Consider the following 13871-nt stretch of genomic DNA (forward strand, 5'->3'; position numbering starts at 1 on the left):
TGGCACGCTGACCACAGGCTCGGAACCGCACACACCACGATGAAAACGAAGGGAGCCCCCCGCGTCTCCGCGGAGGGCTCCTCATCGGTACCGAACATGCTCATTCAGTCCAAAGGTTTGAATAAGCCTGTACTGGTCGGGGTGACAGGATTTGAACCTGCGGCCTCGTCGTCCCGAACGACGCGCGCTACCAAGCTGCGCCACACCCCGTGGCAACCCTTCAACTCTACCCGATGCGGGGCGGCGCGACGAATCGGCGTGTCCCGGGCGGGCCCGTCGTCAGATGCTGCGCCGGAGGGCAGCACCCGGCCGTCTGCTGAGCGTCCACACGAGGGCTCCTGCCGCCATCAGGGCGATGAACAGCAGGATGACATGCACGATGAGCGACGCCGTTCCGCGTTCGGGCAGCAGGAAGCCGTACGGCACCCAGCCGTCGGTGACGCCTCGGATCAGCACCACGACGATCCACGTGGCCGGATAGGGGAGGACGAGCCAGAGCTTCCGCCACGCGAGCGGCGGACGGTCGCCCAGCAGTGCCCAGTCGACGAGGGCGAGCACCGGGAACACGACGTGCAGGACGACACTCACCCAGGACGGCGCCGAGCCTGTGCCCGGGACCAGCACGTTGTAGACGACGCCCACGACCAGCAGGCATGCCGTCGCCACCGCGCGGAACAAGACGACGCCGTCCGGGATGCGCTCCTGTCCCAGCGCCAGCGCTCCCGTGACGATGAGGACGACGCAGGCGAGCAGGCAGGTCAGGTTGGTGAAGTATCCGAAGTAGTCGAACGGGTTCGCGTCTCCGACCGCGACGCGGAGCCCGTAGGCGTATCCGACGACGGCGATCACCGTCGCGCCCACAGCGATCCGCAGCGACGCCGCGGACCTCTCGGTCATGATCAGCCGTGCCGCGGCGCGAGCGTCAGGAGCGAGACCTCGGGCGGGCACGCGAAGCGGACGGGGGAGTAGATCGAGTGGCCGAGACCGGCGCTCACGTTGAGCGGCACGGTGCGGCCGTCGTGCGTCCAGGCCGAGAGGCCGCGGGCCTGCTTCGGGGGCAGATCGCAGTTCGACAGCAGCGCGCCGTAGAACGGGACGCGCACCTGGCCGCCGTGCGTGTGGCCGGCGAAGATCGCATCGGCGCCGAGATCGGTGAACGTGTCCAGCACGCGACGATAGGGGGCGTGAGTCACGCCGAGCGTCAGGGCGGGCGTCGGCAGCTCGGAGATCAGCGGCGGCAGGGCGTCGAGCTCGTCCAGCCGGTGATGCGGGTCGTTCACGCCGAAGAGGTTCACCCTCGTGCCGCGGATGTCGAGCGTCGTCGCGGTGTTGTTCAGGCCCGACCATCCGAGCTCGTCGGTGAGATACCCGTCCAGTGCGTCGGTGTCGAGGCGCTCGACTCTCGGAGTGCCATCCGACGGGCCGAGCAGGTAGCGGAGAGGGTTGCGCGGAGCCGGCTCCCACAGGTCGTTCGACCCGTGGACGAAGATGCCCGGCACGCCGCGGAACGGCGCGAACGCCCGGCGGATGCCTTCCAGCCCCTCGCGATGCCCGAGGTTGTCGCCCGTGTTGACGATGAGATCGGGCCGGAGGGAGGCGAGCTTCGCGATCCACTCCTGCTTGCGGTGCTGCCAGGGCGCCATGTGCGCGTCGGAGAGGTGCAGGATGCGGATGGGGAGGGCGTCCGGGTCGAGCACGCGAACCGTGTGGTGGCGCACGGTGAAGAGGTGGCGCTCGATGCCGATCCCCCAGACGGCGGCCGCGGCCCCGGCGCCCGCGAGGGCGCCGAGGGCCGCGAGGCCCGGGCGGGAACCCACTAGTCGTCGTCTCCGCTGTTGCTGCTGCCGCAGCTCCTCGCCTCGTAGTTCACACGGACGACGGTGTCGGCGTCGGCGACGGTGCCCGCCTCGGGATCCGTGCCCGTGGCCTTCCCGCTGCCCGCGTTGGACTTCTGCGAGCAGTCGCCGCGCTCGACGTTCGAGAATCCGGCGCCGGTGATCGCGGAGAAAGCAGCCTGCACCGAGAGCCCTGTCACATCCGGGACCTCCGACCCCTCGCCGTTGCTCGGGTAGATCGTGACGACCGAGCCGCCGGCGGCCTGTCCGGCGCCGGGATCCTGTCGCTGGATGATTCCCTCCGGCTGGTCGCCGACGACGGAGTCTCCGACCGTGACGCTGAAGCCTGCGCTCTGCAGCGTGCTCGTCGCCTCGTCGACCGACATCCCCGTGACATCGGGCAGGTCGACGAGGACCCGGCGGATGAGGTTTCCATCCGGTTCAGGGAACGCCGCACCGGGGTAATGGATGTTCGCGGCCGCCTGGATGTCCCGCGCGATCGGATAGCGCAGCTGGTTGAGCGTCGTGCCGTTGTAGTACGTGCGCTCCAGTGCGACTTCTCTGTCGGAGTTGCCGACCCAGACGGCCGTCGTCGCCGCCGTCGACGACTCGATCATCATCGTCTGCTTGCTCTGGTGGGTACCGGTCTTGCCGATGAGATCCGTGCCGTCGTTCGGGTTCGCGTTGACACCCGTCCCCCCTGACGCCATGACTGTCTTGAGGGCGTATGCAGCCGTTGCGGCGACGTTGGAATCGACGACCGTCTCGCACTGTGGCTCGAAAGTCGTCTCGTTGCCGTTCGCGTCGATGTAGCGGTCGATCGCATGCGGTTCGCAGCGGATGCCGTTGTTCGCGATCGTCGCGTAGGCAGAGGCCATGGAGAGCGGGGCGATGTTCTTGTCGCCGAGGACGTTGTAGAGGAAATTGCTCTCCGTCACCGACCCGCCGCTTCCCAACGTGACGCCGAACCGTTCCGCGACGCGATTGATCTCGCAGACATCGAGTTGGGTCGCCATCGCAAGGTACCCGGAGTTGAGCGAGTCCCGGGTGAAGTTCGCAACCGTCCCTGTATACCCGCCGGCGTTTCCGTAGTTGCCGATCTTCTGTGTGTTCGGGATCGTGACACCGTCACAAGTCCCCTGGAAGACCCGGTTCACCCCATTGACGACCTCGTTCACCGATCGGCCGTTCTCCAGCCAGTCGATGAGCGTGAAGAGCTTGTACGTCGAACCCACTTCGAACCCGTTCGCAGAACCGTGGGCACTGTCAGCCGCGTACACCAGGGAGGTATACCCCGGTTGCGTATCTGTGACGCTCGGGTCCTCGCTGAACTGCGTGTTCTGCGCCAACGCCAGGATGCGGCCGGTGCTGGGTTCGACGGTCACGGCCGCCGCGCCGAAGTCCATCCCGTCGATGTACGACGGAGTGTTCGCCGTCATCGTCGCCTCGGCGGGCATCTGGATGTTGAAGTCCAGCGTCGTGTAGATCTTCAGACCGCCGCGCCGCAACGTGAGTGCGCGATCCTCGGCCGTCTCGCCGAACGCGGGGTCGGTGAGGATCGTCTGCTGCACGTACTTGCAGAAGTAGGCAGAGCCGCCCGCGGCACCGCACCCGGTCTCGCGGGGGTTGATGTTCGGCGCGATCTCCTCGGCCTTCGCCGAATCGTGCTGTTCCTGCGTGATCTTGCCGTCGTCGAGCATCCGGTCGAGAACGTAGTCGCGACGCGTCTTGGTCGCCGAGTACCCATCTGCCTCGCCGTTGACGAGGGCGCCATCCGCGTTGGTATAGGTGCCGTCGGGCAGATCGATGCGGTAGCGGTTCGGGTTCTGTACCATGCCCGCGAGCGTTGCCGCCTGGCTCAGGGTCAGATCAGCGGCGGTCGTGTTGAAGTAGTACTCGGACGCGGCCTCGATGCCGTAGGTCGACCCGCCGAAGTTCGCGATGTTCAGGTAGCCGATGAGGATTTCGTCCTTCGAGTACTCCTGCTCGACCGAGATGGCATAGCGCATCTCCTGCAGCTTGCGCTCGTATCCCTCGACGCCCTCCGCTTCGATGGCGTCGTAGTAGCAGGCCTTCTGCTCGTCGGAGCCGTACTCGGCCTCCTGCTCGCACTTCTGGATGAGGACGTTCTTCACATACTGCTGGCTGATCGACGATCCGCCCTGCGTGCTGCCACCCTGGAAGTTGTTGAGCAGAGCGCGCGTCGTGCCGATGATGTCGATGCCGCCATGGCTGTAGTACCGCGGGTCCTCACTCGACAGGAGCGCGTCGTACAGCGTCTGCGAGACATCGTCGTAAGACACCGGGATGCGGTTCTGGTCGTAGAACGAGGTCAGCTCGAAGTCGTCGCCGTTCTCGTCGAGCGCGTAGATCGTCGTCGGCTGCATGGGGGTGTCGACCTCGAGGTACGACGGCAGCTCGTCGAACATCTTGATCGCGCTGGACGCGGCCGCTCCTGCGACGGCGACCGTGGGGGTGACGGTGGCGGTGACGAGCACGCCGGCGATGGCGCTCAGGCCAGCAAGGCCGAGGACACCGCCGAGGACACCGCTCGCAGTCCTTTTCGCTCCGGGCATAGGCTTGATGGTAAGGGAGTTCCCTGAACATCCCGCCCTCGACGGCCGAGTCGGACCGCATTCTCAGCGCCGTCCCCCGTACGAACGACAGGAGTTCCATGACCACGTGGGAGTACCTCACCACGCCGCTTCTCATCCACAACACCGCGGCCATCCTCAACAACTGGGGCAAGCAGGGATGGGAGCTCGTGCAGATCGTGCAGGGGCCGGAGGGCGGCCTCGTCGCCTATCTGAAGCGGCCCGTGGCCGATGCCGCCCCGGCGAACGCGGGCCTCGGAGCCGCGGCCCAGGCCGCGAAGCAGTTCGAGGGAGAAGCGCAGTGACCGTCTCCGCACGTCTCGCCGAGCTCGGCATCGAGCTCCCCGCCGTGGCGGCGCCCGTCGCGGCGTACATCCCCGCCAAGGCCCATGGAGACGTCGTGCAGACCTCCGGTCAGCTTCCCTTCGTCGCAGGTGCCCTGCCGCAGACCGGCAAGGTCGGCGACGGGCACGGACTCGTCCCGGCGGAGGACGCGAAGGAGCTCGCCCGCACGAGCGCGCTCAACGCCCTCGCCGCGGCGGCGGACGCCGTCGGCGGCGTCGACCGGATCACGGGCGTCCTGAAGGTGACCGGCTTCGTCGCATCCGCGCCCGGCTTCACCGGCCAGCCCGGCGTCATCAACGGCACGAGCGAGGTGCTCGGCGAGATCTTCGGCGAGGCCGGCCGTCATTCCCGCTCAGCCGTGGGCGTCGCCGAGCTGCCCCTGGATGCACCCGTCGAGGTCGAGGTCGCGTTCCTCTTCGCGTAGCGCGTCGAGCACGCGCGTCGGGCCGAACCCTTCCACGGGTTCGTCCCGACGCGTTTGTGGACGGAAAACGCCGCTTTCCCCTCTCGGTAAACGGCGTTTTCCACCCACAAGCGTGGGCTGATCGTTCCCGTCACCGCACCTGCGCCGAGATGACGCTCATCACCGCCGTGTCGGCGAGAGTCGTCGTGTCGCCGACCTCGCGGCCCTCGGCGACGTCGCGCAGCAGGCGGCGCATGATCTTGCCCGACCGGGTCTTCGGCAGCTCGCCGACGATGTACACGTCGCGCGGGCGGGCGATGGGCCCGATCTGCTCGCTCACCCACGCGCGCAGCTGCTGGGCGAGGCCGTCCGGCCCGTGCAGCTTCAGGTAGCTCTCCTTGAGGATGACGAAGGCGACCACCGCCTGGCCGGTCGTCTCGTCCGACGCCCCGACGACGGCGGCCTCGGCCGTCGCCTCGTGCGCGACGAGCGCCGACTCGATCTCGGCCGTCGACAGCCGGTGGCCCGAGATGTTCATGACGTCGTCGACCCGGCCGAGCAGCCAGATGTCGCCGTCCTCGTCGAGGCGTGCGCCATCCCCCGCGAAGTAGTGGCCCTGATCGGCGAACCTGTCCCAGTACGTCTCCCTGTACCGCTCGGGATCGCCCCAGATGCCGCGCAGCATGCTCGGCCACGGCTCGGTGACGACGAGCAGCCCTCCGTTGCCGTGCCCGACGTGCCGGGCCTTCTCGTCGACGACGTCGAGCGAGATCCCCGGCAGCGCCACCTGCGCCGATCCCGGCTTGGTCTCCGTGACGCCCGGGAGCGCGGAGACCATGATCGCGCCCGTCTCGGTCTGCCACCACGTGTCGACGATCGGGGTGCGGCCGGCGCCGATGATCTCGCGGTACCAGATCCAGGCCTCGGGGTTGATGGGCTCGCCCACCGACCCGAGCACGCGCAGGCTCGACAGATCGCGCCGCTGGGGGATCTGGCGGCCCTGCTTCATGAACCCGCGGATGGCGGTGGGTGCGGTGTAGAAGATCGTCACGCCGTACTTCTCGATGACCTCCCACCAGCGTCCCGGCTGGGGGAACTCGGGCGTTCCCTCGTAGAGCACCTGCGTGGCGCCGTTCGCGAGCGGTGCGTAGGCGACGTAGGTGTGGCCGGTTATCCAGCCGATGTCGGCCGTGCACCAGTACACGTCGCTCTCGGGGTGCAGGTCGAAGACGTTGCGGTGCGTGAACGCGGCCTGCGTGAGATATCCGCCGGAGGTGTGGAGGATGCCCTTCGGCTTTCCCGTCGTCCCCGACGTGTAGAGGATGAACAGCGGGTTCTCGGCGGGGAACGCCTGCGCGGTGTGCTCCGCGGACGCCGCGGGCACGACGTCGTGCCACCACAGGTCGCGGCCCTCCGTCCAGGCGACCTCGTTCTCGCCGCGGCGGACGACGAGCACGTGCTCGACCGTGAGCTGCTCGCCGTCGCCCCGGTCGGCGAGCGCCTGGTCGACGGCCGGCTTGAGCGGCGAGACCTTGCCCTTGCGATAGCCGCCGTCGGCGGTGATGACGAGCTTCGCGCCGGCGTCGTCGATGCGCGAGCGCAGGCTGTCGGCGCTGAACCCGCCGAAGACGACGGAGTGGATGGCGCCGATGCGCGCGACGGCGAGCATCGAGGCGATCGCCTCGGGGATCATCGGCAGGTAGACGGCGACGCGGTCCCCTGCCTCGATGCCGAGGCCCGTGAGCACGTTGGCGAGGCGCTTGACCTCCTCCGTGAGCTCGGCATACGTGACCCGGCGGCTGTCTCCCGGCTCGCCCTCCCACAGGAGCGCGACGCGGTCGCCGTTGCCCGCCTCGACGTGACGGTCGAGGCAGTTGTAGGCGACGTTGAGCTCGCCGTCGGCGAACCACTTCGCGAACGGCGGCGTCGACCAGTCGAGCACCTCGGTGAACGGCTTCTCCCAGTGCAGCAGGGTTCGCGACTGCTCGGCCCAGAAGCCCTCGCGATCGGCTTCGGCCTGCTCGTACAGCTCGGCCGTGGCGACGGCGGAGGCGGCGAACTCCTCCGAGGGGGCGAAACGACGTGTCTCGTTGAGCAGGTGATCGATCTGACTGGACATTCGATCGCTCCTTCGCGTGCGGGTCCTGGCCGCCGCGGCGTTGCGGCGACGTGAGACGACGCTACGCCCGCGCGAGGAGAAGCGGATACCGCCGAAAGTCGGGGGTGTCACGGAGCGTCACGTCGCGTCCCCAGGCGGCGTGTCGGCGTCTTGTTCTCCACGGATGGCCTCCGCGCGCCCCCTGAGGAGCGCGCGCTTCGTAGCGTCGAAGCATGGCTGTCCCCTTCATCGTCCAGCCGCGCGGAAACCCCCGCCGCGCGGGCGAGGGCGATACGCGCGCGGAGCGCGGGGAGGCCATGACGGCGCGGGCGGACCTGGGGCCGCTCGCGCCGTACCTCTCCGACGACGCGGTGACCGACGTGTTCGTGAACGGCACGTCGGGGCTCTTCGTCGACCGCGGCTCCGGACCCGAGCACGATCCGACGTGGCGTGCGTCGGAGCGGGAGGTGCGCGACATCGCCACGGCGCTCATCGCCCGCGGCGGGCGGCACATCGACGACGCGACCCCGTGCGTCGACGTGCGGCTGGCCGGCGGCGTGCGCATCCACGCGGTGCTGCCGCCCGTTGCCACGAGCGGGACGTCTCTCTCCATCCGCGTTCCGCGCCTCGCGCGTGCGAACCTCGACGACCTCTGCCGCGGCGGCGCGTTCGACGAGGGCGTGCGCGCCTGGCTCACGCGCGTCGTGCTGGCACGCGAGAACGTGCTGGTGACCGGCGCCGCGGGCACGGGGAAGACGACTCTGCTCGCCGCGATGCTCGCGCACACGCCGGAGAACGAGCGGATCGTCACGATCGAGGACGTCGCCGAGCTGCGCATCGCCCATCCGCATCACGTGTCGCTCGAGGCGCGTCAGCCGAACCTGGAGGGCGCGGGCGCGATCGGCCTCGCGCGCCTCGTCCGCGAGTCGCTGCGCATGCGACCCGACCGCATCGTGGTGGGGGAGTGCCGGGGCGAGGAGGTGCGCGAGCTGCTCACGGCTCTCAACACGGGCCACGACGGCGGTGCGGGAACCCTGCACGCCTCGGGCCTCGACGACGTGCCCGCCCGTCTCGAGGCGCTCGGCGCGCTCGCGGGGATGGACGATCACGCCGTCGCCCGTCAGGTCACGAGCGCGATCGGCTTCGTGCTGCACCTCGAGCGCGACAGGACGGGGCGCCGCAGGCTGGCGCGCGTGGGGCGCTTCACGGATGCCGGGGGTCGCCTCGGCATCACGGAGGCGACGCCGTGGGAATGAGGTCTTCGGGGCGCCAGGGGCGGGCGGCGGCCGTCGCCGAGACGGTCCTGCGGCTCGCGGTGCTGCTGCAGGCGGGCGCCGCGCCTGCGGCGGCGTGGCGGCATCTGGGCGAGTCGGGCGATGCGGACGCCGCTGCGGTCTTCGCGCGTTCGGCGGAGGGCGCGCCGCTCGTCGAGGCGATCGAGGCCCAGGGCGCGAGCGCCCGGCGCCGGAACGACCCCGAGGCGGCCCGGCTCGCGAGCGCCTGGCGCGACGTCGCCGCGGCCTGGGAGGTGTCGACCGCCGTGGGCGCGCCGCTCGCCGACAGCCTGCGCGGGATGTCGCACGCGCTGCGCGACGCGCACGAGAGCGGAGACGACGTCCGGGTCGCGCTCGCCGAGCCGACGGGGACGGCTCGGCTGATGGGATGGCTTCCCCTGTTCGGGCTCCTCATCGGCGGGGCGCTGGGCTTCGACACGGTCTCGGTCCTCTTCGCCGATCCCTTCGGGCTCGCCTGTCTCGGCGCGGGGGTCGCGCTCCTCGTCACCGCCCGCGTGTGGACGGGACGGCTCGTGCGCGCTGCGCAGCCGCCGCCGAGCACCCCCGGGATGACGGCGGAGCTCATGGCGATCGCGCTCGCGGGCGGCGTCTCGATCGATCGCGCGCTGGGCCTCGTGCACGAGGCGCCCGGCGGACCGCGCGACACCGAGGACGTCGATCAGGTGCTGGCGCTGTCCCGGGCCGCGGGCGTCCCCGCCGTCGAGCTGCTGCGCGCCTCCGCCGCGCACGAGCGTCACGACGCCCGCACGAGCGGGCGCATGCGGGCCGCACGCCTGGGCGCGCGGATCCTGCTGCCGCTCGGCGTCTGCACGCTGCCCGCGTTCCTCTGCCTCGGCGTGGCGCCCATGATGCTCAGCGTCATCACGGCCACGCCGCTGCCGGTCCTCGCCGAGTGAGGCGCCGACCGTCCGACCCCGGGAGAACCGAGAACACCGAGAGAAAGAAGGAGCACATGTCCCCATCCCCACGCCCCTCCGCGCGGCTCGCCGAGCTGCTCGAGGACGACACGGGCGCGTCCACCGCCGAGTATGCGATCGTCACGATGGCAGCGGTCGCGTTCGCCGGGCTGCTGGTCATGATCATGCGTTCGGGTGAGGTGCAGCAGATCCTCACCGATCTCGTGCGCCGCGCGCTGACGGTGCCGTGATGGCCGGGGCGGCGCGACGGCCGGGATCGCCGCGACGGCGTCCTGACGACGTCCGCGACGAACGCGGCTCCGTCGCCGCGGAGCTCGCCGTCGCGCTGCCCGCTGTCGTCCTCGTCGCGGCTCTCGGGATCGCGGGTCTCGGCGCCGCGTCCCGGCAGGTGCAGCTCCAGGACGCCGCGGCCGATGCGGCCCGGCTCGTCGCCCGTGGCGAGGACGAGGGACGCGCGGCCGCCGTGGTGGCGGACGCGGGCGGACGGCTCGCCATCGCGCACCGGGGCGACCTCGTGTGCGCGACGGCGTCGGGCGAGGCCGCGATCGGCTCGATCTCGATGCCGCTGGAGGCCGTGAGCTGCGCGCTCGCGGGAGGGCTCTGATGGCGGGATCGGCGATCGCGGCGGGAGTCGTGGCGGCCGCCGCCGTGCTCGTCGTGGGGCTCGCCGCGGCCGGGGGAGCGGCTGCGGAGAGCCAGCGGGTCGCGAGCGTGGCCGACGCGGCGGCGCTGGCCGCGGCCGATGCCGTGAGCGGTGCGGTCGTCGGCGACCCGTGCGTCCTCGCCGATGAGGTGGCCGCCGCGGGCGGGGTGTCAGTGGAGTCCTGTATCGTCGAGGGACTCATCGCAACCGTCTCGGTGCATTCCGAATACGGCGGTCTCCCGGTGGCGGCCGCTGCCCGAGCGGGCCCGCCCCCGCGCTGAACCCGATGCCCCGTTCCCGGGGACCGGTCGGTGCGCGATGTGTATGGTGTGCTTCGAGGAAAGGACGCCCCTTGGCATCAGGCAAGACGGCATCAGGAAAGACGGCGACGGGGAAGACCCTGGTCATCGTCGAGTCGCCGACGAAGATGCGCTCGATCCAGAACTACCTCGGCGACGGCTACGAGGTGCTCAGCTCGGTCGGACACATCCGCGATCTCGCGGACAAGCGCGACATCCCCGAGAAGGATCGTCCCGCGTACGGCAAGTACTCGATCGACATCGAGCACGACTTCGACCCGTACTACGTCGTGAGCGACCGGAAGACGAAGACCGTCTCCGAGCTCAAGCGCGCCCTGAAGGACGCCGACCAGCTCCTGCTCGCCACGGATGAGGACCGCGAGGGCGAGGCCATCGCGTGGCACCTCCTCGAGACGCTGAAGCCGAAGATCCCCGTCAAGCGCATGGTGTTCCACGAGATCACCGAGGACGCCATCCGCGCGGCCATCGACAAGACCCGCGAGCTCGACATCGCGCTCGTCGACGCGCAGGAGACCCGTCGGATCCTCGACCGCCTCTACGGGTGGGACGTCTCGCCCGTGCTGTGGCGCAAGATCGGCAGCGGCAGCTCGGGCAGCGCGCTGAGCGCGGGCCGTGTGCAGTCCGCGGCGACCCGGATGGTCGTCGACCGCGAGCGCGAGCGGATGGCCTTCGTCTCGGCCTCGTACTGGGGCATCGAGGCGACCGCGGCGCGCGATGCGACGGGCTTCTCCGTGCGCGTGGCGCGCGTCGACGGGGCGCCGCTCGCGGTCGGTCGCGACTTCGACGACAAGGGCGAGCTCAAGCGCGCCGTCGTGGTCCTCGACGAGAAGGCCGCGAACGCGCTCGCGGCCGCGATCGAGGCGGCCGGCACCGGCCGCGTCACCAGGGTCGAGGCGAAGCCGGGGACCCGCCGTCCCTACGCGCCGTTCACGACGTCGACGCTGCAGCAGGAGGCCGGCCGCAAGCTCGGCATGACGGCCAAGATCACGATGTCGGTCGCGCAGAGCCTCTACGAGCGCGGGTACATCACCTATATGCGCACCGACTCCACCAACCTCAGCGCGCAGGCGATCAGCGCCGCGCGCGAGCAGGCCGTCGCGCTCTACGGGAAGGACGCGGTGCCGCTCAAGCCCCGCTCCTACGCGTCCAAGAGCAAGAACGCACAGGAGGCGCACGAGGCCATCCGGCCCTCGGGCGACCGCTTCCGCACGCCCAAGGAGGTCGCCGGCCAGCTGGGCCGCGACGAGCAGCGGATGTACGACCTCATCTGGAAGCGCACGGTCGCGAGCCAGATGTCCGACGCGAAGTTCGAGACGACGACCGTCACGATCGAGACGCAGGCCGACGGCAAGACCGTCGAGTTCACGGCGTCCGGCACCGTCTACACGTTCAAGGGCTTCCTCGAGGCGTATGAGGAGGGCCGCGACGAGAAGCGCCGCGATGCCGACGAGGCGAAGGACCAGTCGCTCCCGCAGGTCGCCGAAGGCGACGAGCTCGTCCTCTCCGACGCGGTCGCGAAGGGGCACGAGACGACCCCGAAGCCGCGCTACACGGAGGCGAGCCTCGTCAAGGCGCTCGAGGAGCGCGGCATCGGCCGCCCCTCGACCTTCGCGGCCATCATCGGCGTCATCCTCGATCGCGGCTACGTCGTCAAACGCGGGCAGGCCCTCGTCCCCACCTGGATCGCCTTCAGCGTCATCCGCCTGCTCGAGGAGCACTTCGCGGAGCTCGTCGACTACGACTTCACCGCCGAGCTGGAGGACGACCTCGACGCCATCGCGCGTGGAGAGCAGCGGCGCGTCGACTGGCTGAAGTCGTTCTACTTCGGCGGCGAGGGGCATCCCGGCCTCCGGAACATCGTCGACAACCTCGGCGAGATCGACGCGCGGGCGATCAACTCCACGCCGATCACCGACACCGCCACGCTGCGCGTCGGCAAGTACGGCCCCTACCTCGAGGTCACCGACCCCGAGAAGCCGGACGAGAAGCCGCGCATCGTCAACGTGCCCGAGGACCTCGCGCCCGACGAGCTCACGAGGGAGCGCGCCCAGGAGCTCATCGACGCTCCCGTCGCGGGCGACCGCGTCCTCGGCGAGAACCCCGAGAACGGCAAGATCGTCGTCGTCAAGGACGGTCGCTTCGGTCCCTACGTGCAGGAGCAGGACGCCCCCGCCGCGGACGACGCCGACGCCGCGACGGGCGAGGTCGTCGAGGCTCCGGCTCCGAAGAAGCGCGGCGCCAAGAAGGAGACGGCGCCCAAGCCGCGCACGGCGTCGCTGTTCAAGAGCATGTCGCCGGAGACCGTCGACATCGACACGGCGCTCAAGCTCCTGTCGCTCCCGCGCGTCGTCGGCGAGGACCCCGAGTCGGGCGAGCAGATCACGGCGCAGAACGGCCGCTTCGGCCCCTACCTCAAGAAGGGAGCCGACTCGCGGTCGCTCGAGAGCGAGAGCCAGATCTTCGACGTGACGCTCGAGCAGGCGCTGGAGCTGTACACGCAGCCGAAGTACGGTGCACGGCGCGCGTCGAGCGCGCTCAAGGAGTTCGACGCGGACCCCGTGAGCGGCAAGCCGATCCGCGTGCGCGACGGCCGGTTCGGCCCGTACGTCACCGACGGCGAGACGAACGCGACCATCCCGCGCGGCGAGACGGTCGAGGAGGTCGACTTCGAGCGCGCCAAGCAGCTGCTCGCCGACAAGCGCGCGAAGGGCCCCGTGAAGAAGCGCACGACGACCCGGAAGACGACGACCGCCCGTAAGCCCGCGGCGAAGAAGAAGTGACGGCGGCCGTGGCGAACGGCATCTGGATCACCTTCGAGGGCGGGGACGGCGTCGGCAAGACGACGCAGGCGCGACTGCTGCAGGAGTGGCTCGAGGCCGAAGGGCGCACGGTCGTGCGCACGCGCGAGCCGGGCGGCAGCGAGGTGGGGCGACTCGTCCGCGACATCGTGCTGCACCACCGCGGCGACATCGTCCCGCGCGCCGAGGCCCTGCTGTACGCCGCCGACCGGGCTCAGCACATCAGCACCGTCGTCCGCCCGGCGCTCGTGCGCGGGGACGTCGTGATCCAGGACCGCTACCTCGACTCGTCGGTCGCCTATCAGGGCGCCGGACGGGTGCTCGACGCGCACGAGGTGCGCGCGCTGTCGCTGTGGGCCGCCGAGGACGCGCTGCCCGACGTCACGGTGCTGCTCGATCTCGACCCGGCCGTCGCACGAGCCCGGCTCGACGCCGACGACAAGCCGTTCGACAGGCTCGAGGCCGAGAGGGAGGACTTCCACCGCCGCGTGAGGGGGGCCTTCCTCGACCTCGCGGACGCGGATCCCGATCGCTTCCTCGTCCTCGACGCGTCGCTCCCTCCCGCCGCGCTCGCCGAGGCCGTCCGCGCTCGCGTCGGCTCGACGCTCTGAGCGCGGCGGCGA

General features: G+C 70.4%; 13 protein-coding genes and 1 tRNA gene. 9 read left to right on the forward strand and 5 right to left on the reverse strand.

The genetic code is table 11. From position 1 onward, the window contains the following. Positions 1-133: 133 nt before the first annotated feature. From N8K70_RS05215 to N8K70_RS05230, 4 genes are all read right to left on the reverse strand, one after another. A tRNA-Pro gene (locus tag N8K70_RS05215) sits at positions 134-210 on the reverse strand. Positions 211-279: 69 nt separating this feature from the next. Then, a complete protein-coding gene (locus N8K70_RS05220) occupies positions 280-897 on the reverse strand; it encodes a Pr6Pr family membrane protein (RefSeq protein ID WP_317140551.1) in 618 nt (205 codons plus the stop codon). A gap of 2 nt (positions 898-899) precedes the next feature. Continuing rightward, positions 900-1817, reverse strand: a complete 918-nt coding sequence (locus tag N8K70_RS05225) for a metallophosphoesterase (protein ID WP_317140552.1) — start codon at positions 1815-1817, stop codon at positions 900-902. Further along, positions 1817-4411: a transglycosylase domain-containing protein gene (locus N8K70_RS05230; protein ID WP_317140553.1), complete on the reverse strand. Its 2595-nt coding sequence runs from the start codon at positions 4409-4411 to the stop codon at positions 1817-1819. The genes N8K70_RS05225 and N8K70_RS05230 overlap by 1 nt, the downstream gene beginning before the upstream one ends. A gap of 98 nt (positions 4412-4509) precedes the next feature. Here N8K70_RS05230 and N8K70_RS05235 point away from each other — a divergent pair, with 98 nt between their 5' ends. Both N8K70_RS05235 and N8K70_RS05240 read left to right on the forward strand, forming a co-directional pair. Beyond that, on the forward strand, positions 4510-4734 hold the full coding sequence (locus tag N8K70_RS05235; protein ID WP_317140554.1) for a DUF4177 domain-containing protein: 225 nt from the start codon (positions 4510-4512) through the stop codon (positions 4732-4734). After that, the gene (locus N8K70_RS05240) at positions 4731-5198 is read left to right on the forward strand and encodes a RidA family protein (protein WP_317140555.1); all 468 of its coding nucleotides are present in this window, start codon (positions 4731-4733) and stop codon (positions 5196-5198) included. Before N8K70_RS05235 ends, N8K70_RS05240 begins: the two co-directional genes overlap by 4 nt. Before the next feature lie 130 nt (positions 5199-5328). Here N8K70_RS05240 and acs read toward each other — a convergent pair whose 3' ends face one another. Then, complete coding sequence (gene acs, locus N8K70_RS05245; RefSeq protein WP_317140556.1) at positions 5329-7296, reverse strand: acetate--CoA ligase; 1968 nt, start codon at positions 7294-7296, stop codon at positions 5329-5331. 212 nt (positions 7297-7508) lie between these two features. On the opposite strand from acs, the gene N8K70_RS05250 reads away from it, so the two are divergent. From N8K70_RS05250 to tmk, 7 genes are all read left to right on the forward strand, one after another. After that, entirely contained in the window at positions 7509-8531 is a 1023-nt protein-coding gene (locus N8K70_RS05250; protein WP_317140557.1) for a TadA family conjugal transfer-associated ATPase, read from the forward strand. After that, the gene (locus tag N8K70_RS05255; RefSeq protein ID WP_317141174.1) at positions 8528-9466 is read left to right on the forward strand and encodes a type II secretion system F family protein; all 939 of its coding nucleotides are present in this window, start codon (positions 8528-8530) and stop codon (positions 9464-9466) included. The genes N8K70_RS05250 and N8K70_RS05255 overlap by 4 nt, the downstream gene beginning before the upstream one ends. 56 nt (positions 9467-9522) lie before the next feature. Then, positions 9523-9717, forward strand: coding sequence for a DUF4244 domain-containing protein (locus tag N8K70_RS05260; protein WP_317140558.1), 195 nt, complete (start codon positions 9523-9525; stop codon positions 9715-9717). Continuing rightward, a complete protein-coding gene (locus N8K70_RS05265) occupies positions 9717-10091 on the forward strand; it encodes a TadE family type IV pilus minor pilin (protein ID WP_317140559.1) in 375 nt (124 codons plus the stop codon). Before N8K70_RS05260 ends, N8K70_RS05265 begins: the two co-directional genes overlap by 1 nt. Then, the gene (locus tag N8K70_RS05270) at positions 10091-10411 is read left to right on the forward strand and encodes a helicase (protein WP_317140560.1); all 321 of its coding nucleotides are present in this window, start codon (positions 10091-10093) and stop codon (positions 10409-10411) included. Before N8K70_RS05265 ends, N8K70_RS05270 begins: the two co-directional genes overlap by 1 nt. 71 nt (positions 10412-10482) lie before the next feature. Then, positions 10483-13230, forward strand: coding sequence for a type I DNA topoisomerase (topA, locus tag N8K70_RS05275; protein ID WP_317140561.1), 2748 nt, complete (start codon positions 10483-10485; stop codon positions 13228-13230). A gap of 8 nt (positions 13231-13238) precedes the next feature. Next, on the forward strand, positions 13239-13859 hold the full coding sequence (gene tmk / locus N8K70_RS05280) for a dTMP kinase (RefSeq protein ID WP_317141175.1): 621 nt from the start codon (positions 13239-13241) through the stop codon (positions 13857-13859). The last annotated feature ends 12 nt before the right edge of the window (positions 13860-13871 follow it).

Origin of the sequence: Microbacterium sp. AB, from assembly GCF_032878875.1 — a bacterium.
In the GTDB taxonomy this organism is placed as follows: Bacteria; Actinomycetota; Actinomycetes; order Actinomycetales; family Microbacteriaceae; genus Microbacterium; species Microbacterium betulae.

Excerpts from the sequence above, each read along its gene's own strand:
- N8K70_RS05270 (WP_317140560.1), top strand. The coding sequence starts at position 10,091 with ATGGCGGGATCGGCGATCGCGGCGGGAGTCGTGGCGGCCGCCGCCGTG.
- N8K70_RS05255 (WP_317141174.1), top strand. The coding sequence starts at position 8,528 with ATGAGGTCTTCGGGGCGCCAGGGGCGGGCGGCGGCCGTCGCCGAGACG.
- N8K70_RS05220 (WP_317140551.1), bottom strand. The coding sequence starts at position 897 with ATGACCGAGAGGTCCGCGGCGTCGCTGCGGATCGCTGTGGGCGCGACG.
- acs (WP_317140556.1), bottom strand. The coding sequence starts at position 7,296 with ATGTCCAGTCAGATCGATCACCTGCTCAACGAGACACGTCGTTTCGCC.
- N8K70_RS05235 (WP_317140554.1), top strand. The coding sequence starts at position 4,510 with ATGACCACGTGGGAGTACCTCACCACGCCGCTTCTCATCCACAACACC.
- N8K70_RS05260 (WP_317140558.1), top strand. The coding sequence starts at position 9,523 with ATGTCCCCATCCCCACGCCCCTCCGCGCGGCTCGCCGAGCTGCTCGAG.
- N8K70_RS05250 (WP_317140557.1), top strand. The coding sequence starts at position 7,509 with ATGGCTGTCCCCTTCATCGTCCAGCCGCGCGGAAACCCCCGCCGCGCG.
- N8K70_RS05230 (WP_317140553.1), bottom strand. The coding sequence starts at position 4,411 with ATGCCCGGAGCGAAAAGGACTGCGAGCGGTGTCCTCGGCGGTGTCCTC.
- N8K70_RS05265 (WP_317140559.1), top strand. The coding sequence starts at position 9,717 with ATGGCCGGGGCGGCGCGACGGCCGGGATCGCCGCGACGGCGTCCTGAC.